We start from the raw sequence: 23,447 nt of genomic DNA, 5'->3' as shown, positions 1-23,447 counted from the left end.
AAGTTTAATTCGCAGTCACATCTTTGACTAAGCCGACCTTGGACTTGTCGAATGACATCATGCCCATCTCGAGTGCTGGGGAATCGGGTCGGAGCCGAAAATCGCCATTGGCGGGATCAACAAACCTTGGATCCACAGCCCGGCTGTGCTCATCGACACCATCTTGTTGTTGCTTCGCCAACATCTGTTCGCCAAGCGCAGGATCCGCGGCGCAGTAGTAGATGTTGTAATCCGTCTCCGCATCGCTGGCTCTCGCCAATGCACGCCCCCGACTATCCTCGGTTTTTCTGCCTTTGCCAGGCGACAGTTCGTCGATAAAGACGGCATCTTTGTCCGTGGCGTAAAAAATGTTTCGCTGGATCACTGCACCGCTCAGTGGGCCCTCACGCAGCGACAGGTAGTAGCCACGCGGCGGCGCCAATATTTCGGCGACGATGTTGTTTTCGCAGCGATTGTTCAACTTCAATAGGATTCCCTGGGACATGCACTTGTAAATCAGGTTTTCCGAGATGGTCGTATCCATCTGTCCGCCATCGGTGCGGATCGCAGCCTGCATGATCATCGGGGTGACCAGATGATGGATATAGTTGTGTCGGATCACATTGCCTGGGCCTGCACCGCGGATGTAGATCGCGTTGCCGTCGCCCAGCGATTCCATCGCATGGTGAATTTCGTTGTACTCGATGAGGTTATCGCGTGTGTGAAGATACGGGCGAACATCGTCCAGTTGTGGATTCCGCGGCAAACGAGTGATCTCGTGACGGCGAATCGTTCGCCCGAGTTCCCTGCCCTGTCGCGTGAAGAAGTCCGTCATGCAGCCCGAGATAATCAAGCCGGTGTAGGGCGTGTGATGCACCAGATTGTTGGCCACACGATTTTCGCCGCTCTGCCAAACCATGATGCCGGGCGAGTGGGAATAGATTTGACCGGTATGGTGAATGTGATTGTTGTAGACAAGATTCTTTCGATTCACGTCTTTGGTGCCTGGTCCATATCCGCACAGCAGAATACCCGTGCCACCGATGTGCTCGATCACATTGCCCGAGATGATGTTTCGCTGGCCGTGCAAATCGACGCGGATCGCGCCACTGCCGCTGTGAGCGAACCGACATTGCTCGATCCGGCAGTTCTCGGTTCCTCGCAGACGGATCAGCGAATTCGCTTTGTCATACATTTCCCAGTCGTGTTGCAGCCCGGCATCGTCGCTGGCGACGCGGTAGCGTTCACCATGCATTAATGTCAGTCCTCGAAAACACAGATTGCGAACTGGCGTGTCCTGCGGACCTTCCTTGTCGATTTCGCCTTCGACGCGAATCAGTTCGGTCAGCGTTGCGGCGAAGACGGGCGAGTCGTTTCGCGGCCAGCGATACAGTTTGCCTTGCTCTGTATTGAGGACCCACTCGCCCGGCTGATCCAGTTCCTCCAATACATTTTCGACCCAGCAAGAGTCGGTTGTTTTCAGGAAGTGAAGCGAGTTCATCGCATAGGTGGCGTCGATCGATGTGTTCGCGATCTGCGCCGCTTCATCGACGGATTCCAAGGGCAGGATATTGACGATCCAAGCGTGATGCGGGCGAACCACGATTTCCACATCCTTCACGTTTGACCAATCCTTCAACTTGCCTGGCGGAAAGTGCAACCGATTGCGACTGCCGCCGGGAAGCGGAATGAACCCGGCCGACCGCGCTCGTGGCAACCGTCCTTCGTCGTCGTAGAGGGTAAAGAAGTGATCCGAAACATCCGCCACCAACACGTTGCCGCGTGCGACCGCGGGTAAACCGGGGAGGTCATCGGGTGCCTTTTTCCAGCCTTTGATTTCGCGACCCGAACTGAAGACGGGCGTTTCGCCGGGGTAGGCCGCATAGGTGATCGTCGCGTCGCCGGTTCCTCCGTCATCGCGACCGAAGACGACGGTATCGTCAACCTGGTATCGTCCGCCGCGAATAAGCACCACGATGTCGTTAGGAGTGTCGTTCTTCAGCGCTCGCACCGCGTCACGTGCACGCTCGAGCGTGGCGAACGGACCATCGCTGTGCTGTGGATTGGCTTCGGCCAACGTTCCCGACCAATCGTCGCGACCATCGACCGCCACAAAAAAATTCGCGGTCGGCTCAGCGGCACCACACCGCGGCGTGCCGCATAAATGGATGGCCATCATGACGCTAAACAGCATCGTCGCATGGAACTTCATGGTGCATTTCTCCTGGAAAAATAACTTTTTGTCAGCGGCAATTAAACGGATTCTTGTTCATGGTATTCGGCAACGCGTCACTTGGTGAGCGTCTGATCTCGCATCACAAAACGTTCGGCGGGTTCCCATTCAGGAATCCCTCGCTCATGGCGTTGTTGTTCGTAACGTTTTACCAATGGCTGGTCGTCTGGCTTTACCTTTGGCAAACCCTCGTTGACCATCAGCGGCACGGCCGAATCCCACCACCGGTCATAAGCTTTTTGCAACTGGGAGACGACTTCGGGGTTCGCCGCAGCAACGTCAGTCGTCTCTCCGGGATCGACTGAGATATCAAATAGTTCGCTGTGATTCACCAACCGCCAACGCTCGGTGCGGACTGCGCACTTGTTGTATTTTTCCTGCTCTCGGTTTCCATCATCCCATCGCCCGCAATGCACGAACAATTCGCGGTTCGGCCAGTCCGCGTTCGGGTTTATCAGCAGCGGCAACAATGATCGTCCGTCGAGCGGTTGCATCTTCTCGGGCAACTTTGCACCGGCCAACTCTGCAAAGGTGGGGAATATATCGAGGTGGGTGATCAATGCATCGACATCCACCCCTTCACTCAGCACGCCTTTCCAGCGAAAGAAAGCTGGAACATGCGTGCCGCCTTCATGCGGTGAATTCTTGCCACCGTTCATTCCGAAATTATAGTGCTTCACTCGTTGCCCGTTCAGCTTGCCGCTGAGATGAGTGGCCCCGTTGTCGGTCATGAAAATGACCAAAGTGTTGTCAAGCGTTTTCCAATCGGCAAGCTGCTGCATCAACAGCCCGACATTGTCATCGATGTTTTCGATCATACCGTACCGGCCTGCCGTGCCACTGTCATAACCGAGATCGAGAAAACGCTGCATGTATTGGTCCGGTGCAACCAGTGGCGCATGAGGAGCATTCAATGCGATGTAGGCAAAGTAAGGCTTGCCGGTATCGGTTTGCTGTTTGATCCAGTTCAATGCGGCCTGGAAAAACAGGTCGGTACAGAACCCTTTGGTTTGCACAATCGTGTCATTGTGTAACAACACATTGTCGAAATAGACGTTGTCCTTGTTGGGCGGAAAGTCGCCGAGGTTCGTCTGTCCGATGCCTCCGGCGCCATGCATCAGCACTTCGTCAAATCCACGGTTCTGCGGCAGGTAGGCTGGTTCATCGCCCAGGTGCCACTTGCCGAACAAGCCAGTGGCATAGCCGGCCGACTGCAGTGCCTGGGGCAACGTATATACGTCCAACGCCATGCGCTCACGCTGCCGAATCGTATGAGTTACGCCGACTTTGAATGGGGGGCGGCCACTCATCAACGCGGAACGAGTCGGGGCGCAGGTCGGACTGACTTGAAAATCCGTCAGCCGCGTTGACTGTTGATAGAACCGGTCGATGTGAGGCGTTTGCAAAACGGTGTTGCCCATACAGGCCAAGTCGCCCATGCCTTGATCGTCAGTCAAGACGAAGACGATATTCGGGCGACTGCCCTCTAGCGTTTGAGCCGGAACGGTCCCTGCGGATGCGATTACGATCACCAGGGCTAGGTTGGTTATCAGGATGATTTGGTTCACTAATGTTGTGGTGCGTAGCATGGTTGGGTTCCGGTTGAGGGACGACGGACGAAGACGTCCATCGTACGGGACGATGTACGATGGACGTCCACGTCCGTCGAGCGACTTGGTGTACGATGGACGTCCTCGTCCGTCGCACGACTTGATGTACGATGGACGTCCACGCCCGTCGAACGAAAAAAATCACGCAGCAAACCTCCAGCCCGCGGATTGCCAATCGGGATGCAACCACCGGTGCCACTGCGAATTCGGCAGTCCAGCCATGGCGGCATTGCGACCGATGTACTGCACCACCCGATACAAATGTTCTTCATCGCGAAGAATTCGGTCAAAACTTTCTTGCTCCCACAATGTGCCTTTCCGTCCGAGCAGTTTATTCGTCCGGTGGGACACGTACCCTTTCATGTTCTTCAGGATGATCTCCAGCTCGTGGTCATCGGCAGGCTTCATCACAACGTGCACATGGTTGGGCATGATTTCGAAACAAGAAACGAAATATCGGTCGTCTTGAAACTTCAACAACGAGTCACGCATCAATTCCGCGATCTGCGGTTGCTCGAGTTCGCAGGCACCGTAGCCTTCGTCGAGCCATCGTTCGGTCTGATTGGTAATCTCGCGAGCCAACTCTTTCCACTGACTTTCAGATCGGGGTTCAGGATTGTTTCGTTCCCAGATTGCTCGCCACCGTTTGAGGGCTTGCAGTTGTTGTTGCGGAATGGAATCGGCCAAACGGAAGGTGACGAAGTAGGTGGCGCCGACTTGACGCCAATGAGGGAGATGTCGCTGGTAGATGTGGATCGGCAAGTCGGGATGCAATCCCCGAAAGTTGGGCGGTGCGGAAAGGTTAAAGTTGTCGTTCATCGCTGTTGGTGCTTTGATGGACAAGTTTCTCGACGGACGAAGACGTCCATCGTACGGGACGATGTACGACGGACGTCCACGTCCGTCGCGTCACATTTGGGTTTCAGTATCGGTACGATGGACGTCCACGTCCGTCGTACGGGGATAGGTACGATGGACGTCCACGTCCGTCGAGTCGCGGCTGGGTTCCGGTTTGCAATCCGTATCCTTGGATGCTTCAGGCCCATGTTCAGTTTATTTTGCGCTGTTCACGCTGATTTCACTTCGACTTGCATCTCAAGCTGCTGACCTGCCTTCAGGACAATCGGGATGTTCATTAGGACATGCACCGCGGCATCCTTCGTTTCTTGACGCGACGAAATCGGCTTGCCATCGAGCTTCAAATCAACCGCCTTTGCCTCGGCTCCTTCGGCGAGTCCGAGGCTCACTTCCGTCAGTCGCAGCTGGCCTTCGGCAACGTGGATGGACGCCTGAAGCGTGTTGGCCTTCCGAGCCTGTGTGAACAGCCCATAGCCTTCCGCGACAGTAAAGAAACTGGCGTGGTCTTCGGGACTGAAGATGGGCTGAAAACCGATACGCCCCGCAGGCCCGTCGTAGATGAAACCTTGTAGTGCGATCAAGGCCGACCACACGCTCAACGAGCGACCATAGTATTTGCCGCATTCATCGTCGCCGAACGGATTGCCCGAGTAACCCCAAGGACCGTTCTTCATGTTGGTAACACCCTCGGTGCGGAGGCGGCCGTTGTAGCGATCAGCAATCGTCTTGATGACCATCAGTCCTTCTCGCAGCATCCCGTTTTGCATCATCGTGACCGCCGCGCCGTATTCGAATCCGGTCATCACCTCGTCGCCATACTTCATGCCCGGAATCGGTTGAGGGTTCTTGGGCCACGTGATCATCTTCATCCCACCATCGTCGACTTCGCAGTACTGACGCGGCTTGAGCGATTGGCCATGAAAGTCGGCCAAGAAGTTGTACTTCAATAACGACTCCATCGCCTTACGCGAGCGATCTTCGGGATAGTTGCGGTCGATGCCCACTTGGCCCGCCCACCACTCACCAAGGATTTGATCGATATGGCATCCGTCGAGGTAGTCTTGGGCACGCTCGGCACCAACCTCTTGAATGTAATATTCACCGTTCCACAATCGTTCGTTCTGCAGCTTCTTGCCAGACTGCCGAATCTTACGGTATTCCGCCGCCATGTCGGGCTCACCCATCACCTCGGCCATGCGAGCCGCCGCTTCGAGTGCGGACAGATACAGCGTGCCGATCCACGAGGAGCATCCCGTGAACGCGCCATCGAGTGTGTTGTGCTGGATGTGCTGCATGTATCCGTCACGATTGGGATCCCAGTGGTCGATCCCCCACTCCATCGCCTTCTTGATGTTGGGCCATTGCGATTGAAGCCACTGGTTGTCGGTCGCACAGAGGTGCTCGCGGTAGCAGTTCAGGATGGTGCCAAAGTGCCCATCGGCTGCGGGACTCTTGTTGGTGTGTCGATGCGGCAGCAAGCCACTGGGCACCATCGTCGAAAAATCCTGCTCACGCATCTTGCGACCGAGTTCGGGAAACAATCGCGCGTGGCCTTGAGCATAGTGCCAGACGTGGGTGCAATTACCAGCACAGCAGCCATCGGTCGGATTGCTGCCTTCCCAAGCGCCAAAGAACCCATCGGCGGCCCACCAGCAAGTTTGGCTGCGCAAGACAGCCAGTTGTGAGCTCATGCGATCCAGCAACCACCTTGGCAGTTTGGAGGCATAAAGCGTGTCATGAAAGCGGCGAGTTCGTGCGGTCAAGTCTTCGAGATTCTCGATTAGGTAAGTCGCCACACCGCGAGCACTGGGCCACCAATTGGTGTAGTTTTGTCCTTGGTGCGACCAGCCGACGCTCTGTCCGCTTTCGCCTTCTAATTTCACCGGTCGTCTTCCCGACCCATGACTTCCGGCTTTGAAGTACCAAGTCAATACAAAGGTGACCGACTTCGTTTCGCCTGGTGCAAGTTCGATGGGAGCCGAAAGAGCACCATTGACGGTCTTGCCGGCCGCGGTGACGTCGCTCGTACGATGGACGTCCACGTCCGTCGAACCGGATTCTTGACCGACGAGCGTTGAACCGGAATCCCGACGGACGTTCGTTGAATTTGACTCACGACGAACGTGGACGTCGGTTGAATTGGAATCCCGACGGACGTGGACGTCCATCGTACTTGATTTCCGACGGACGTGGACGTCCATCGTACTTGATTCACGACGGACGTGGACGTCCATTGTACCGGTGGTTTGGAAAGCACGATGCAATTCATTGACGGAATTCCAACTGGCACGTCCTGATGCACCGGATGCCTTTGTCATCAACACCATATCCGAGTTGTCGATGCCCGCGCAGGTCATGTGCAGCAGCATCGCATCGCCTTCGCTAACGATCTGATTCTGATTCCTGCCGAACTTGCCCCCCTGCCCTTCGGCATATCCGAGTGCGTTCTTCTGTGCGGCGAGGACATCGACCTTGACGCGAGCGGAGGAGGTGTTTTTGGCGGTGATGGTATAGATCGCACAGGGAATCGCCGAGTTCTTCAAATCCATCGGTAGGAAAGGATTGAAAACCTGCAACTCAATTTCCACTGGCAGCGCGGGCTCTTCGAAGCGATACGTGCCCAGCGGGTACTCGCCTTCGAATTTTAGTGATGGCATTGCTGCAAATGGGCCGACCGCCTCGGTCTGCAAGGCACGCACCACAGGTTTCCCGCCCTCGGACTCCGCCCGCACCGCAAGGAAGCTGTCGGCGATCCGTTCTTCCGAAAAGTTACAAGCGATCTGCCAAATCGCGGGCTCGGCTTTTCCGTTGAACTGAATGGCGCCGGCACCGATGCCGCCCACCATAAAGTTAATCGCGGCCAAGTTTTCCCCCTCGTAAACACGCGGCTTGCCTGGAGCTGTCAGCGCGGGATCACTCAGGATCGTCTGCTCTTTTTGTGCACGGCGAGCGTTTCGCTCCGCTTTAACGCGGGCAACGATCTCGCCGGTTTCTTTGAGACGCTGTTCCCATCCCGCCGCCTGGAGATGTTCTTGGATCTCCGCCTGAGTCAATCCGGTCGCATAGCAGGCGACTTCGTCCAAACAAATATCCGCTGATCCCCAACCATGGACCGTGGTCGCCCCCATGGTCATGGTCGACTTGTTGGGTCCTCGGCGAGTGAACTCAAACGCACCGCCGCGCAGACTGCACTCGTAACCATCCACGTAGGCCCGCAGGTCGAGATCAAAACTGGTGATGGCCAGGTGATACCATCGCCCCACTTCGATCGGCTGGTCGGTGGGCAGATTGATCGTCGTCAGCACGTCGCCATTGACGTTGCGATAGACCAGCGTCGACAAGTCGTTTTTGATCCCGACGATGTAACGAGCCTGTTGTCCGGCGGTCTGTGCGATGATCACCGGATCCTCGTTCCCCTTGGGTGGCGAGGCAAGTTTAAAGAACAGCTCCAACGTCGCCGAGCGGCCTCGCAAGTGATTCGTGTTCTGTACTGAAACCGGCTGTTCTGGGACAAGACAGATCGCTTGTCCGTCCACGACACCATCGACATAGGATACCGATCCACCGTCCTTCGCAGGGGCCTTGCCCATCACATCGGTCAAGTTGCCATCAAACCGCCAATAGCCTCGCAGAGATTCGTGCGACTGGATCGCGTCGGCATAATTTTCCCGGCGACCAGCAGCCAACAGCGGCTTGCCAGTGAGCGCGGTGGTCATTGCGCCCGCCGCAATTAAGAAACGCCGCCGTGACAAGTCGAAATCGGAAGCGGGCTGGCAACAGGATTCTTCCGACGGATGGTTGATGACGTTGAACTGCATAATGGATGTATCGGTTGGCGGTTAACTTGAGTTGCTTTCGCTAGCACTGGAAACGTTGGCGAGTTCCCCAATCTGCTCGTCTCCGATGCGTGATCGACTGCATGTCGACCTCGGCGCCCACTGGATTGATGGTTGCGATGAAAACGGGGACCGAGTGACTTGGTCGCATCAAATCGCTCGGTAGATAAGACCAACATTCGTCTGTGACAACCGTTTGACGCTGTCGGATGATTGGCGTCAGCCGTGTTCGGCTGCCGATGTCACGCTATCCTGGCTGTGTAACCCATTTATCTTAACCGATGGGACGGTCCTGCCGAGGATGAATTGCGACATGGATTTAAGGTTTTGCGACAGGCTGAAACAGCAACTAGATTCGGGAAATCGCCGCGTTTCTAATACGCAGAATCTTTAAATGAGCTGCTCGCGTTAAGGCGCGCACCCCATGGATCTCATCGGGCAGTCGACTTCTAGCGGTCAGTCCTTCGGAATGACAAGAGATGCGAAGAAGCGTTTGATCTCGGCGGTCACCTTGTCATTTTCGACTTCGCGGGCCGCATTCAGGACATCGACGAACACCCAAACCACTTGATTCTCGATCAGATACAGTTCGTGCATCGCCTGGCCGCCACCGTACTCGCCAGCCGAATTTTTTCCTGGCGGATAGCGATACTCTAATCGAACGGCGGGATAGGCCGAGTCTTTGATCGGCGTCAGTGATATCGATTCGCTGCCCGATTTGCTGCGCATTGTTGCGTTACCGATTCTCGCGATGAATTCAATTTTGTCCGTCGCCGCGTCAATCACTGCCGCGGGATACGTGATGACGTGGAAATTCCAGAACCGGCCCCGCGCCGAGACCTTGTAGATTTCGAAGGTCACTGAGCCTTGGGAAATCGGCGTCACTTGGTCGGTCCTGGTCGGTTTACCCGGCAGCTGGATACGGACGCGGCCGTCGATCGCGGTAACCGTGTGCCAATCGCCACTCGGTTTGGCGGCTGAGTCCTTGTCATCGGAAACGGGCGCCGCTGCCCCGCCTTTGTCACGCATCGCTGTCTCGATCTTGTCGCGTGCCGCTGTTTCGATTCTGTCGCGTCCCGCTGTCTCGATCTTGTCGCGTGCCGCGAGGGCCGCCACGCGAGCCTGGATGATCGGCGCTGCGTCGACTCGCCAGCCATTTTTTTTGCGAATGAGCGAGTAGGGAATGGGATGATTGGGAATCTGTAACAGGACTCGCTCCGTGCTGACATCCTCGTCGCCCACCGTCATCGTCCGTCCGCCCGGCAAGGAAACCTTCTCGCCCAACTTCAAGCGTCGGATCTCCTCCGACGCGATTTGCTTTTTCATTTCCGCGACGACTTGCGGAGGCGCCGCTTCCCCTTGCAAAAGAACAGCTGCATTGGGATGTGGCAAAATTAGCGTTACGACTTGTCGTCGATTGCCGCCAGCCAGTGCCACCAGAAACTGCCGCAACACGTCTTCCGGCGAAGCGTCTCCGCCCTCATCGATTTGGGACGCAATGAAAGCTCGGTCTTCCTCGCAAAGACGCTCAAGTGGCAAAACGGTTTGCGATCCGTCCTTCTTCCGCAACGTGACCTTGCCCTCAGTGACCTCAACGAACTCCGCTTCCACCTTGTGTTGCCCGGTGCTGTCGGTCCACAGACGCAGTGCCGTCGGAGGTTGACCGTCACGTGGTTGGTTTGCGGTTGTCGCTGATTTCGTGTCGTACGCCCGCCGAATCAATTGCCGAGGAATTCTAAGAACGCGACTTGCCGGCGCGCTGTCAAGCTGCACTTTGACCAATCCGCCACGCATCGACTCAAGGACCTCACCCTCGATCCACTTGTTTCCTTGCCGCACTTCCACGCGATCGCCGATCGCAAAGTCCACGTCGCGATTTGGCTTCCCTGGCGATTGTGCCTGGGACGAATTCAAAAATGCAAGGACAACGATTGCGATTGGCAAAACGAAAGAACCGCGAAACAGACGAGCAGCAGTCATCGAACGATCCTTTGCAATGGAATGGGGTATTCAGGTAGGCCGCCATCGATTGGCTCAACGATATGATACATGTGGTCCGTCACCTTTTCGAAGCAGATTCGGAAATATTGTTATTGTCCCCTTGAATAGCCGAAGTACGCTAGGATGGTTTCAAGCGGCATCTGGCGAACGAATTCGATGTATCGGTCGTGGATGTTGGGCCCGGCTCGTGGACCATCGGACGCAATCCGAGCTTCGATCGTGCGAATGCGGGCCTCGCGTACCTGCTTGGCCGCATCGACAATCTTCGTGTGCGGAGCGTCTTCATCAATCAGCTTGAACAGCGTTATTTCACGCCGCTGCAGGATCGCTAGTTTTTTACTCGAGTGGGGAAGGTAGTTCGTCACAGCGGTGCTCCGTAAAACGCTAGCTGCCTTACTTATGACGTGTAATCAAACGTCAATTTTTGCCCGGCGTTGACGGTCACGGGTTCCGCGAAACGCAAAACGTACTGGCCTTGGTTTGACCCAAACGTTGCAGGAATCTCGTTGCCGGCAAGCTTCACGTTGGCGCCGCTTGCCGTCGTTTCCGGGACTGCATCGAGTGTAAACTCTTTCAGAGTGAGTTTGCCGTAATGCAGTTCGACCGCGGCCGACTGTTTGCCCGAGTCGACTTTTTGGGAAAAACGCCCCCAACCTTCCGCCGTCGTAAACGCCGCCCGGAAATTCTCGGGACTCAGCCGCGGGCCGAATGCCAACTTGCCTGCAGGACCGTCATAGCGATAACCGCACGCTGCCAAGTAGGCACCGTAACTGGCCATCGCACGCGAGTAGTGATCACTGCATTCGACTTCGTTGTAAGGGTTGCGGGCGTCCGGCGAGTAGCGGTCATAGATCGCCTTGCCAATCGCCAAACCTTCCTGGACCATCCCTTCGCGGATCATGTGGGCGGCGACCTGCCATTCGAATCCGGTCATGCACTCGTTCAGATAGCCAGCGTAACTGGGCTTGCCGCTCTTGGGTTCAATTTTGCCATTGGGGAAGCTGCACATCACCAGTCCCGCATCGCCAGCGGCGGCATACCAACGGCCGTTTTTCATCACTTTGCGGAACTCGCCCACGTTTGGTGCAAAGTTGTACTTCCACAGCGATTGCAGCGACTTTCGAATCTTGTCCTTGGGCAGGATCGGATCGAGTCCGACTTCGTGCAGCCAGCTTTCGCCCAGCACTTGGTCGATATGACAGCCGTTGGTCGAGCCGTGCTTTTCACTATCCGCATCCCCGGGAATGTGAATGAAGTAGCCGAATTCTTCCTTCCAAAGCAGATCCACCATCGCCGGTGCGCCTTTGGCGACAATCCGTTCATAACGCTCGGCCACGACCGGTTGATTCATCTGACGTGCCATCACCGCCGATGCTTTCAGCGCGGCGTGGTAGACGTTGATCAACCAATGCACCTTGCCGTACCAAGGTTCGTCCAAAGTGTTGTGCTGGGCACCGGCCAATAGCCCGTCTTCATCCGGATCCCATTCCTTGATCACAAAATCCATCGAACGTTTGACCCGGTCCCACATGCTCTCGAGGAAGCGGTAGTCCGTCGTCATCTGGCTTTCACGCAGCACGCGAATGATCGTGCCGCAGGTGCCGTCCAAAGCATCGTCTCTGTCGTTTTTGCCTTCTCTCATCGAATAGCGGAAGTAGATCATTCCAGTGGACTCGTCGAAACCGAGACCATACTCGATCTTGTCGCGGCACTCGCGTTCGATTTCTGGAAAGACCCTCGCTAAACCTTGGGCATAGTTCCACACGTGCGTGCAATTACCGGGACAGCATCTGACGCCTTCTTCTAAATTGTAAATCTCGGTGTCGTTGCCACGTGGATAGACTCGCTGTGCGACTTGGGTTTGCATGCAGTTGATGGGAATAAACGCACGCTCCAAAAACCAATACGGCAAGCTGGAATCGTACCAGGTATCGATCCATTTCTTGCTGGTGTCGTACAGCTCGCTCTCACGGCTGGCTACCTGACTCGAAGCTTCGGCAGCGGTCGGCCAAACCGTCGCGTAGTGATTGCGGCCGGGCGAGGTCGACTTCGGCCCAACGCCAAAAGCGGTGCCATAGCGAACATTCGGAAAACGCCAGGAAACGGCGAAGGACACCGTCTTGGATTCACCGGGGCCGAGCGAAAATTTGCGGCCGATCGAAGCGAGAGCAGGCCGTTTGGGATTCATCTCGGCTTGGGCACCATCCTCGGGACCGGCATCGGAGTCAAAGATGCCGTTGGGACCAGGATTGGTTTTTGCCAAATCGACCAGCTCCGGCTTCTCCTTGCCAAAGACACCAAGTGCCATCGAATTGGCATCTTCGAAATCTGCCGTGCATTCGACGGTAGCAATCCCATCCAGTTCGCGATACACACAGACTTTCTTTCCCTTCGAGCCATTGGTGCTGTTATCGATCCAGCCCGCCATCGCCACCTCTTGGGAATCCGGCGAGTGGTTGGTCACCGTGTATCGCATCACGATGACCGGATAGCTGGACTCATCACGGCGAAGCGGAATGAAGGGAGTGTAGGCTTCTAATTGAACGTTTAGCGGACACGATTCATCCGCGTAGTCCACTCGCCCCATCGGGTATTGATTGGTGAACTTGACGCTCTTGAATCCATTTGCGTCCAGCGTGTGAACCTTGCCACCGACTCGCAATGCAAACCCTTGATCCCTCGAGGAACGGGCCACATCGGGTTGCATGTAGCGAGCGCCTTTGGGGTTATTCTTTCGGTCCTTCGCAGCGGTAAGGTTCCAGTACCAAAGCCCGCCATCGCCGCCGAGATAGACTTGCCCGGTACAGAGACCACTGATCGGCATGCCGATGTACTTCAGACCATCGCCGGTCGCGGTCAGCGGCTCGCCGCGTGCATACAGACTGGCGATCCAATCTTTGCTCAGCTTCTTGTCGGCAGGAATGACGTGATCGATTTCCGCGGCTTCAAATGGTCCGGCCATCACATTGCTGCGAGCCGCCATCATCATCGCTGCAGTCAACCCGGTTGCTTTGACGAATTGGCGACGTCCCACCAAGGCATTCTCGCCCCCACAGCAACCGGACGTGGAGTCGCAGCCGTTGAGAGCATCGGAGAGTTGAGTGTTGGTTTCGTTTTCCATGGTGTTATTTCGCTCGTTTCAGTGGTGTGGGGGCGTCCACGAATGCCGCAGGCCGGCTGTTTTCAGCTAACCGTTTTTCAAAGGCTTCGACAGCCGCACGAAGCCGCGACACCACCTCGGGGTGTTCCGCGATGACATTCCGCTTTTCGCCAATATCCGATTCCAGGTCATACAACGCCGATGCCGGTGGGCTCTTGTCACCGTTGGCTTGTGGCAGCGCTAAGTGCAGCTTCCACTTGCCCGATCGGACGGCCTTCAAGTCGTTGTCGCGATAGTAGAAAAATGTGTCGTGTGGACTCGTTTCATTGCCAGTCAGAACGGGCCAAATGTCCTTGCCGTCAATGATGTGATCCGCTGGCAATTCGGCTCCGGCGAGCCCCGCAAACGTCGGCAGCAGATCCATCGCGGTCATCAATTCATCGTTCTCGCGACCAGCCGGAATTTTGCCTGGCCAACGAATCACCGCCGGAACACGAGGTCCGCCTTCGAACGTGCTGCCTTTCTTGCCTCGCAGCGGATGAGCTTTCCCCGTCGCAGGGCCGTTGTCGCTTGTGAAAATGACGAGCGTGTTTTCATCGAGTCCGTTGGCTTTAATCGCATCAAGAATCTGGCCGACGGACCAATCGATTTCATCGATCGCGTACTTAAACAGTTTGGTGCGAGTCCGGTAATCGACACGTTTCCCTTCCTTGGCCAACTTCGCTTTGACGGCATCCGGCGCATCCTTCATAAACGGCGGCGACACATGCAACGGACCATGAGGCAGCGGGTGCGGCACATACAAAAAGAACGGTTCGTCCTTGTGTTGTTCGATAAATTGAACCGCTCGCTGCGTGAACCGCTTGGTCAAGTAATCCGCGTCGGGATCCTGCTCGACAACCGTTTCCCCATCCAATAGTGGCAGCGGAGGAAATTGGAAGTGGTCCTGCCGCGGATGTTGCGGATGGATATCATGGCTGTAGGGCAGCCCAAAGAATTCGTCAAAGCCCTGACGGGTGGGCAGAAATTCTGGCTGATCGCCGAGGTGCCACTTGCCAAACATCCCGGTGACATATCCTGCCTCGCGGAGCACCTCGGCGATTGTCACTTCTTCTGGATTCAACCCCTTGCGGTCGCCGGCCAATAAAACGGCAAAGTCAGAACCGTACGCCATATCAATCCGGCGCGGATAGCATCCGGTCATCAACGCCGCCCGCGACGGCGTACATAGCGGTGCCGCCATATAGAAATTGGTCAACCGCGAGCCGTCGGCCGCCATTTGATCGATCCGCGGCGTGTTGACGTGCGTGCCACCAAAGCAGCTGAGATCGGCATAGCCCTGGTCGTCGGTAAAGATAACGACGATGTTCGGCTGCGGCGATGGCGCTGCAAACGCCGCAGTTGCTCGAAAGCAGAAGCTTGCAACTAGGCTGAGACTGGCAATCAAGCAGATAAGGTTTCGGTCGTTCATTTGGTTTTCTTCTGTGGGCGATATTTCGAGAGAGAATCCTGCATCTGCTGGACGATTTCAGGGGACTCGCGGTAGAGGTTCTTTGTTTGATTGACATCGGCTTCAAGATCGTACAGCTGTGCGGCAGGGGCATCCTTTTTGATCTTGCCGTTTTCAATATCGCTATTGGGGGTGTGGACCAGCTTCGCAACCGCGGCGCCACCCCAAGCGTGTTGGTGGGGCTTTGATCCGGTAAATCCGCCATCGCTTCGTGCCGGAATGTACATCCACTTGCCCTTTCGCAATGACAAATGCGACGCTTTATACGGAGCCAGAATCAATTCGCTGCGTAGCGGTTGGTCTGGATTGCCAAGGATCGCGGGAAGCATATTGATACTATCCTTTTGCTCAGCCGCACTCAGTTGAGTTCCCGTCAGCGCCGCCATTGACGCCAATATGTCGAGGTTGCAAAGCAATTGGTCCGATACACTGCCGGCTTCGATTTTTCCCGGCCACCAAGCAATCAGCGGTACACGGTGTCCGCCTTCCCAAACGCCAAATTTTGAACCCAGTAGATCGCCGTTGATCTTGTGCCCCAGTGCCGCGGCCGCACGGCCACCATGGTTGAACATGCCTCCGTTATCACTGGTAAAGATCACCAGCGTATTGTCCGCCACACCACTCTCTTCGAGGCTCTTCATCACCTCGCCCACGATCCAGTCAAGTTCATGGACAAAGTCGCCGTAAATCCCGGCTTGGCTGGTTCCCTGAAATCGCTCGGCCGGTGTAAAGGGATGGTGGACATTGGTGGTCGCTAAGTACAGAAAGAAAGGCTTCTTGTCGCGTTCCTGAATCCACTGGACCGCCTTCTCGGTCAATTTGGTTCCGACTTCGTAATCGTTGTATTGCTTGTGGGCTTCCACCGCCCCACTGAACCGATTGGGAGTGCGTTGGGCAGCTTCGGGCGGAATTTCTGTGATGGGCGTGGCACCCTTGCTCTTGTTGCCAAGATAAACCAACGGATCATCGGGATCACCACCGACGATGCGATCATTCTCGACGTACACGTAAGGCGGAGCGCTGTTCACAATCGGCACTCCGAAATAGTAGTCAAATCCAAGGTCCAGCGGCCCCGGCCGCAGCGGTTCTTGCCAATCGTTAGCCGTTTCGCCAAAACCCAAATGCCATTTGCCCACGACCGCCGTATCGTAACCACGATTCTTGAAGACATCGGCCAGGGTGAGCGTTTCGGTGTCGATGATCAGCGGCGATGGGATCGGGGCGGGACCCCATACGCCTTTCCCGTCCATCGCCCGAAACGGATACTCGCCGGTCAACAACGCATAGCGAGACGGCGTGCAAACCGCTGATGCGGTATGCGCATCGGTAAACCGTCGGCCTTGCGCGGCCAGCCGATCGATATTCGGTGTCTGCAATTTGGTTGCCCCGTAGCAGCCCAAATCGCCATACCCAAGGTCATCCGCAAGAATGTAGACCACGTTGGGCGGCGACGGTTCATCGCCGTCAACCGGGGCAGCCAGCACCAAGGAAAGGCAAAGCGTGAAAAGGGCGAATCGTGTTTTCATAATCATGAGACGGGGGATTCCAAGGTTGGGGGATCGCGGTGAGTGGACGCGTGGCGTAAACAAGATGGAGGGTGCTGCGGAACTTTGGATAAGGATCGAGTCGGCTTCATGGGGCCATTTTAATTCTCGCTTGCCCGGTAGTGCGGGGTGCCTTTGAGCCATTGGTAATCGGCATACTGATACGCGTTTTTTCCCTTTTGCGTGCTTTCGAAGTACGAAGGTTTACTCTGCTGATCCAATTCCTGCCAACGCCTCAGCATCGTTTGCACTCGCTCGGGCTGCGACTTGGACAGATCCGTCGTTTCGGAAAGATCGTCTTTCAAATTGAAGAGCTGGACCTCGTTTTTCTGAACGATCAGCTTGAAGTCGCCGACTCGCAGGACACCACTTTTCTGACCTACTTTGCGATCGGTACGCCAGAACAATTCGTCATGCGGAGCATCGGAGGTTTGTCCAGTCATGTAGTCGGTGATGTCGGCACCATCAAGCTGCGTCTTTGACAGATCGCCGCCGGCCAACGCAATGGCGGTGGCGCCGATGTCCAGCGATGTGACCGGATGATCCAGGACGGTTCCCGGCTTCACTTTGGTGGGCCAACGCACCACCATCGGAACACGCAGGCCGCCCTCAAAACTGTCCCATTTCGCGCCGCGTAAAGGTCGATTGTCACTCGTGCGTTTCATCCCGCCGTTGTCGCTTAAGAACCAGACCACGGTGTTTTGCGAGAGCTCCAATCGATCGAGGGTTTCCAGCAGCTTTCCGATCCCCTGGTCCATCTCATCGACCATGGCGGCATAGATCGAACGAGCTTGGGGCTTCACTCCCGGAATCTTGGTCATTTCGCTGGCAGGAAATTTTGCGATCGTTTCCTCGGGTGCCTCCAGATATTCGTGCGGCGCGTTGTAGGACATAAATAGAAAGAACGGCTTTCCTTGGTTCTCTTCGATATAGCCAATGCCGTAGTCCGTCAGTTCCCGTGTCAGATACTGCTCCCACTGTAGCGGCTGTTGGTTATGGATAATCGGCATCGTGTGATGCATATCCCGCATCCCCCAAGGCTTCTTCATCCTCAGGTACTTCCCGTTGTACGACGGATGATCCATCGGGTAGTAAAGTCGGCCGCCGCTGAGGAAGCCGTACCAGTCGTCAAACCCCAGTGCGTTGGGATGCTGGTCGTGGGTCGTTCCCATGTGCCACTTGCCGACACCTCCGGTCGCATAACCCTGCTGCTGCATCCAGTGAGCTACCGTCTTGATTCCGGTGGGTAGCCCATGGGTTGGGTTGAGCGGCTGGTTGGGATTGCCGTGCCAGCCAAACCGTGACTGGATTTGCCCGGTAATAAAACCGGCGCGGGAAGGTCCGCACATCGGCCCGGTCACATAGCCGGATGAAAACCGGGCGCCGTCATCCGCCAAGCTGTCGATGTTGGGTGTTGGGATATCGCTGCAGCCGTTAAAGCCGACATCGGCATAACCCAAGTCGTCTGCCATGATGACAATGATATTCGGGCGTGACTCGGCACAGGCAGCTGACCCCATCAACATTATTGCAAAAGCGATCAGCGTTTTCATTTTCGCTCTCCCCTACCGTCCTTTTCTATTTCGCTTCGAGTCGTGTTACACAATCGAGCCCGAAAAAAGTGCCACTGCTTTTCGGATTCTTGCCTACCACTTCGACTCGCAGCACATAGATGCCGTCGACCGGGTCGAAAACGCCAAGTTCGATCGCTGCGGATGGCGACGGTTTGCCGGCATAGAAATCGACCTGCGAACCCGCCGGCTTTCCATTGACCGAAAAACGAAGAATTCCAAAATCCTTGGATCTTGTGGCATACAGCGTCAACCGCTCAGCAACAGGGCTGGATGTAGGAACGCGAAATTCCACGACATCGCCAACCGCTAGGCCTTTAAATAGAACATGGTCTGTTTCATTCCAGTTTCCTTTGTAACTTTTCAGATTCTGAGGCTTCGTGGTCAGTTGCTTCGGATTGGAAACAATCTCCATCTCCTCGAACTCGACCGCTCCCTTGAAATCATTGGCCGAGCTATCAGCTTCCGTGCCATCTAAATCCGGAAGCGGCGGTACATTAAGCACTTGTTGCGGTTCCGGTTTGCGATTGGACGCCGTGTCGGCAAAGCCGTACCAATACGCACCGACGCCATAACCCATTTCCACGTCGCTCCAATGCCAGATCTCCATATCCAGCTGCAGCGAACGGTGGAAAGGCATTTTATCGAGCGACCGGCTGCGAGTCTCTACGCTGTAGCCGAGTGTGTTTCGCGTACCCGCTTGAGACTCGGGTTTGCGGCTCACCTTGTTCCATTTGTGAGCGCGCGGCTGTGCATGGAAGGGATGCTGATAGAAATCCGTGCTGATGCCGCCCCAAGAGTAGCCGTAGTAGTCTTCGGTTCCCGTGCCGAACAGTGACGGAAAGTCTTCGCCATCGACCCAGATTTTTTCATCGCCTTCGCCCCACCACTTTTCGACCGGGTTCATCACGGTGAGGGTGTCGCCGACATACACGCCACGCCCCTCGAGCGTGACATAATTCCAATCCGAAAACGGACGGGTCGGTACCGGATACTGACCTCGCCAACCAGCGTGGAAATACATCGAACGATCGTCCCAAGTCCAATCTCCGGTTTTCACGACCAACTCGGCATCAACCGGCTCGCCGCTCAGGTTCAACAGTGAAACCTTGCCGCCATTTTGATAGGGCATCACCCAGCGGCAGCTCATCGTCCCGTCTTCGCTCACCGTACGATACCAGCCCTGCACCGGGTTCAACCCGATCCCCGAGCCAAAGAAATCGCCGATCGGGCACCAAACCGTTTGCTTGCCATCAAACTCGATCTTCAGGACCACTTGGCGAGTGACGCTCGGAGTTTGGTAGCTGCCGAGTTTTACCGAAATCTCTCGCACGGCGGCCGTGCCCGAGGGAAGGTCCAGCGACTGTTCGTCTTGAGACTTGATCGTGGCGGAGGTCGTCAAGACGTTCTCGTCGGCCGATGCTCGCACCGCTTGATCCGCTCGATTACCTGGATTCAAAAGCAGCTTGCCCGTTTCCTCGGTCAATTCTTTATTTGACTCGAGGTCCGCGATGGTAAAGGTTTCCACCGGAGTGCCCGCGTCATATTCACGAAAGGTGAAGATGAAAAAGAACGGCATCTTGTCGGTCGTCACCTTGCAGCTTTTCGCGTAGGGAATCGGGAAAAAGTTGACCGCCGAACGCAGCGACGAATGAGCAAACGGAGCAGGAATCACGCCCGAGCCATCGAACATGCCCAACATGTTGCCCTCCAACGCGGGCTCGTCAGCCCCGTCGAGATACACACGCATATGGATATCCGTGTCGGGTTGGTTGGCATTCCGCCACGGCATCCATGTGCGGACGATCGCTCCGGGGCCCTGATGATCCATCAACACCCACTCTTGCCTTCCGTTATTCTCTTCGAGACGGATAAAATTGCGGTCGCCTGGATTGTTGTTGAAATCTTTGTTCGTGAACCAACCCTTCGCATCCTTGGGGGTTTTGGAGGCTCGGTTGTAGCTGCTGTGCTGTTTCAAGCGGAAATTCTTCGCTGGAAAACGAGCCACCGATTCACGGTCAACCATCTCGTGTAAAAGCGATTGGATCGAAACAGGCTCTTGTGCCTGTGCCGCAGCGGCCACCAAAAAGCTAGCCGTGCCTAACAGAAAGATTGTTCTTATTACGCATGTCATTGTTGTTGTCTTTGTTAGTCTTTTCTTCTCCGAGACTTCGTCGCCGAATTGGACTTGTTCGCTGTAGTCAAGCGAGGCTGTTTTAGGTTGACCCGGACATCGTTCGACAGTTCCGGTCCATCGGTGCTGCGGCCGCGGCGGACATCCGATTCCAGCTGGGCCAACAACCGCTGAGCGACCTCAGGATGGCTGCGATAGAGATTCGTTTGCTCCGACGGATCTGCCTGCATATCGTAAAGCTGTGCCTCGGCATCATCCGACGTCTTTTCTTTTGTCCATCCGCCCGATCCGTTCGTCAGCAGCAGCTTCCACTTTCCATCGCGATAGGCGAATTTGCCGGCGATTGAATGATGGACGACGCCCTTGCGAGCGGAAACGATCGCGTCGCCTTTGAGTGCAGGCAAAAAGCTGACGCTGTCTTCGCCGGCGGTCGGCGGAAGAGTGGTTCCCAGCACATCGGCGCACGTTGCCATCAAATCGGTCAGACAGATGGTCTGGTCGCAAACGCTGCCGGCTTTGACGCCCGCGGGCCAGCGGACGATAAAGGGAACGCGGTGCCCGCCATCCCAAAGGTCGGACTTGTAACCACGAAAATGGGCGCTGGGATAATGCCCTTTTTGCTCTAACACCTCTGCGTTGGATGGATTCGCCGAGCAACCGTTGTCGCTGGTGACCACAATGATGGTGTTGTCTTTGAATCCCGCAGCGTCCACCGCAGCGGTGATCTGGCCGATCACGTCGTCGGTCTGCATGACAAAATCGCCGTAATCGCCCAGCCCACTTTTGCCCTGCCACTGCGACGACGGAACGATGGGCGTGTGCGGCGAGTTCAACGCGATGTACATAAAGAAGGGTTGGTCTGCCTTCTGTTGCTGAATGTACTGCACCGATTTGCGTTGGATTTCAGGAAGCACATCGACAACTTCGAAATCAACATGAGCGTGTCCCTCACGATTCTTGTACGGATTCTTCTTGACCGTGCACTCGCCTACAAAGCGGTCATTCTCGATGAAGATATAGGGAGGCATGTCCAGCGATGCCGAGATGCCGTAGAAGTAATCGAATCCGTGGTGAACCGGGTTGTCGGCAATGACGCCGGTCCAATCGACATTGTTGCCCGCCTTATTGGCAGGCTTGCCATCGGTGGTCGGCATGTTCATGCCGAGATGCCATTTGCCGATGCAGGACGTGTTGTAGCCCTGGTCTTTCAAAAAATCAGCTACCGTCACACGCTCTTTGTTGATCAACGGCGGACTGTAGCCAAACAGTACGGATCGCTGTAGCCGAGTGCGCCAGTTGTAGCGGCCTGTCAAAATGCCGTAGCGAGTCGGAGTGCAGACCGATGAACTTGAGTGCGCATCGCTGAAGACCATCCCCTCGGCAGCCAATTGATCCATCTGCGGCGTGGCGATTTTTCCGCGTTCAGGATTCAGACAATGAACGTCACCGTAACCGAGGTCGTCGGCGAGGATGTAGATAATATTGGGTTTATCGGATGCGGCATTTGCGGCCGCGGCTGCGAAGCAGAAAAGCGTTAGCAGCAATGATTTCAATAAGGTGTTCATTAACGTCCCTTTCCTGTAACGGCTTCGGGCAAGGCGTGTTGCCCCGCGTTTGCGTTTCGACGAATCTCGGTATGTCGCTTACTCCGCGTGGTATACCAGTGATATTTTCCCTCTGCCTTTGGATCCGCCACCACGGGGGCATCGTACTGCACCGCGATCACGGTGTTGCGTAGGTCCGGCGCCGTCGGCGGCACCTCGATCTTGGTGACGTGACCGTCGGCGTCGTAGGACAGTGGCAGAGACTCGCGATTTGGATCCGCCAAGAAGTAAGCCTTCGTAGGCTTGCCAACGATGCCGTTGAATTCAATCCCTTCGGGCTTCCACTCCAACACGTGTAGATACACGGTTTGATCTTTTTGAGTCATCGCACCCCACCAGAAATCAAAATCCACCGGTGATGACGTGGTGCCGTAGATCGACTCGCCGTTCACTTCCATCCATTTTCCGACCGCCTGCAAACGCTCGATCTCCTCGGGCAGCAACGTACCCTCGGGGGTCGGCCCCACGTTCAACAGCAGATTCACCCCGCGAGCACCACACAACGCCAAAAATTCAATGATGTCCTTGGGGGACTTCCAAGCGTCGTCGGTCCGGTCGTAGCCCCAATTGTGACGCATGGTCATGCAGGTCTCGGAATCTTGGGTCATCCGCTCTGTGGGAAGCATGCGGTCGGGAAGCGATTCAAAATCGGCGTACTTGCGTTGGTCCTCCGGCACCCTGCGGCTGTACAGACGGCTGCAGATCACGGCATCCGGTTGCAGTTCACGCACGCGTGCGCCTTGTGCGTTCGCCTCGATCACGTCGTTGCCGCCGACATCAAACCAAAGCACAGCCATGTCACCATAGTTTGACAGTAATTCATCGAGGTTCTTTTCTACCAGTTCCAGGTATTCCTCATTGCTCATCGTTCCGGGGTTTTGCCTGCCTCGGCTGCGGTGATACCAATCTTTGAATTGGGAATAGTAGACACCAAAGCGTAGGTCCTGCTTCGCGCATTCCTCCGATAACTCCTTGATGATATCACGCTTAAACGGTGTCGCGTCCATGACGTTGTAGTCGGTCGCCTCGGTATCAAACAAACAAAAGCCGTCATGGTGTTTGGAGGTGATGACGATGTACTTCATCCCTGCATCCTTGGCGATCGAAACCCACTGTTTCGCATCAAATTCGGTCGGGTTGAATTGCGGAGCGAGCGTCGAGCGGTATTCCTCGCCCGATATTTTGGCGCTGTTCATCAACCATTCCGCACTGGCTCCGCCCTGCTCTTTCCCATAGTCCTTGCCCTTCCATTCGCCGCCGGCGATCGAATAGAGCCCCCAGTGGATGAACATGCCGTAGCGAGCATCACGCCACCACTGCATATGTGAATCGTCAGCACGGGTGCCCGAGGCGTTGCCACTGGATTGGCCGCCAGTTGGGCCGCTCGATGGGCCGTCGCCGGCGACCGTCGCGGTGGTCAACACGCACGCATGAAGCAGCGCTAGAAGAACGAGTTTGTTTATCATG

Annotated in this window: 13 protein-coding genes; all 13 read right to left on the bottom strand. The window is 55.8% G+C overall.

Annotated elements, in window-relative coordinates; genetic code table 11:
- Positions 1-4 precede the first annotated feature (4 nt).
- Positions 5-2,158, bottom strand: a complete 2,154-nt coding sequence (locus ABEA92_RS13110; RefSeq protein WP_425572432.1) for a right-handed parallel beta-helix repeat-containing protein — start codon at positions 2,156-2,158, stop codon at positions 5-7.
- Positions 2,159-2,268: 110 nt separating this feature from the next.
- A complete protein-coding gene (locus tag ABEA92_RS13105; RefSeq protein ID WP_345684283.1) occupies positions 2,269-3,801 on the bottom strand; it encodes an arylsulfatase in 1,533 nt (510 codons plus the stop codon).
- Positions 3,802-3,963: 162 nt separating this feature from the next.
- Positions 3,964-4,641 carry a transposase gene (locus ABEA92_RS13100; RefSeq protein ID WP_345684282.1) on the bottom strand — a complete coding sequence of 226 codons (678 nt, stop codon included), beginning with the start codon at positions 4,639-4,641 and terminating at the stop codon, positions 3,964-3,966.
- Positions 4,642-4,889: 248 nt separating this feature from the next.
- Positions 4,890-8,396 carry a GH116 family glycosyl hydrolase gene (locus ABEA92_RS13095; protein WP_345684281.1) on the bottom strand — a complete coding sequence of 1,169 codons (3,507 nt, stop codon included), beginning with the start codon at positions 8,394-8,396 and terminating at the stop codon, positions 4,890-4,892.
- Positions 8,397-8,972: 576 nt separating this feature from the next.
- Positions 8,973-10,496 carry an SHD1 domain-containing protein gene (locus tag ABEA92_RS13090; protein ID WP_345684280.1) on the bottom strand — a complete coding sequence of 508 codons (1,524 nt, stop codon included), beginning with the start codon at positions 10,494-10,496 and terminating at the stop codon, positions 8,973-8,975.
- 110 nt (positions 10,497-10,606) lie between these two features.
- Positions 10,607-10,882: a hypothetical protein gene (locus ABEA92_RS13085; RefSeq protein WP_345684279.1), complete on the bottom strand. Its 276-nt coding sequence runs from the start codon at positions 10,880-10,882 to the stop codon at positions 10,607-10,609.
- A gap of 32 nt (positions 10,883-10,914) precedes the next feature.
- Positions 10,915-13,638, bottom strand: coding sequence for a GH116 family glycosyl hydrolase (locus ABEA92_RS13080; RefSeq protein ID WP_345684278.1), 2,724 nt, complete (start codon positions 13,636-13,638; stop codon positions 10,915-10,917).
- A gap of 4 nt (positions 13,639-13,642) precedes the next feature.
- On the bottom strand, positions 13,643-15,088 hold the full coding sequence (locus ABEA92_RS13075) for a sulfatase family protein (RefSeq protein ID WP_345684277.1): 1,446 nt from the start codon (positions 15,086-15,088) through the stop codon (positions 13,643-13,645).
- Positions 15,085-16,659 carry a sulfatase family protein gene (locus ABEA92_RS13070; protein ID WP_345684276.1) on the bottom strand — a complete coding sequence of 525 codons (1,575 nt, stop codon included), beginning with the start codon at positions 16,657-16,659 and terminating at the stop codon, positions 15,085-15,087. Before ABEA92_RS13070 ends, ABEA92_RS13075 begins: the two co-directional genes overlap by 4 nt.
- Positions 16,660-16,772: 113 nt before the next feature.
- Positions 16,773-18,224 (bottom strand): sulfatase-like hydrolase/transferase, encoded by a 1,452-nt coding sequence (locus ABEA92_RS13065; RefSeq protein ID WP_345684275.1) that lies wholly within the window; start codon positions 18,222-18,224, stop codon positions 16,773-16,775.
- 25 nt (positions 18,225-18,249) lie between these two features.
- Entirely contained in the window at positions 18,250-20,376 is a 2,127-nt protein-coding gene (locus ABEA92_RS13060; RefSeq protein ID WP_345684274.1) for a glycoside hydrolase family 172 protein, read from the bottom strand.
- A gap of 14 nt (positions 20,377-20,390) precedes the next feature.
- The gene (locus tag ABEA92_RS13055) at positions 20,391-21,941 is read right to left on the bottom strand and encodes a sulfatase family protein (protein WP_345684273.1); all 1,551 of its coding nucleotides are present in this window, start codon (positions 21,939-21,941) and stop codon (positions 20,391-20,393) included.
- A complete protein-coding gene (locus tag ABEA92_RS13050; protein WP_345684272.1) occupies positions 21,941-23,446 on the bottom strand; it encodes an alpha-L-fucosidase in 1,506 nt (501 codons plus the stop codon). The genes ABEA92_RS13055 and ABEA92_RS13050 overlap by 1 nt, the downstream gene beginning before the upstream one ends.
- Between the last annotated feature and the right edge of the window lies 1 nt (position 23,447).

The sequence above is a fragment of the Novipirellula caenicola genome (assembly GCF_039545035.1).
Classification (GTDB): Bacteria; Planctomycetota; Planctomycetia; order Pirellulales; family Pirellulaceae; genus Novipirellula; species Novipirellula caenicola.
The sequence above is the reverse complement of the archived record's forward strand: the minus strand, read 5'-3'. Positions and strand labels throughout refer to the sequence as shown.

Coding starts and splice junctions, on each gene's coding strand:
- ABEA92_RS13110 (WP_425572432.1), bottom strand. CDS start 2,158: ATGATGGCCATCCATTTATGCGGCACGCCGCGGTGTGGTGCCGCTGAG.
- ABEA92_RS13105 (WP_345684283.1), bottom strand. CDS start 3,801: ATGCTACGCACCACAACATTAGTGAACCAAATCATCCTGATAACCAAC.
- ABEA92_RS13100 (WP_345684282.1), bottom strand. CDS start 4,641: ATGAACGACAACTTTAACCTTTCCGCACCGCCCAACTTTCGGGGATTG.
- ABEA92_RS13095 (WP_345684281.1), bottom strand. CDS start 8,396: ATGACCACCGCGCTCACTGGCAAGCCGCTGTTGGCTGCTGGTCGCCGG.
- ABEA92_RS13090 (WP_345684280.1), bottom strand. CDS start 10,496: ATGACTGCTGCTCGTCTGTTTCGCGGTTCTTTCGTTTTGCCAATCGCA.
- ABEA92_RS13080 (WP_345684278.1), bottom strand. CDS start 13,638: ATGGAAAACGAAACCAACACTCAACTCTCCGATGCTCTCAACGGCTGC.
- ABEA92_RS13075 (WP_345684277.1), bottom strand. CDS start 15,088: ATGAACGACCGAAACCTTATCTGCTTGATTGCCAGTCTCAGCCTAGTT.
- ABEA92_RS13070 (WP_345684276.1), bottom strand. CDS start 16,659: ATGATTATGAAAACACGATTCGCCCTTTTCACGCTTTGCCTTTCCTTG.
- ABEA92_RS13065 (WP_345684275.1), bottom strand. CDS start 18,224: ATGAAAACGCTGATCGCTTTTGCAATAATGTTGATGGGGTCAGCTGCC.
- ABEA92_RS13060 (WP_345684274.1), bottom strand. CDS start 20,376: ATGACATGCGTAATAAGAACAATCTTTCTGTTAGGCACGGCTAGCTTT.
- ABEA92_RS13055 (WP_345684273.1), bottom strand. CDS start 21,941: ATGAACACCTTATTGAAATCATTGCTGCTAACGCTTTTCTGCTTCGCA.
- ABEA92_RS13050 (WP_345684272.1), bottom strand. CDS start 23,446: ATGATAAACAAACTCGTTCTTCTAGCGCTGCTTCATGCGTGCGTGTTG.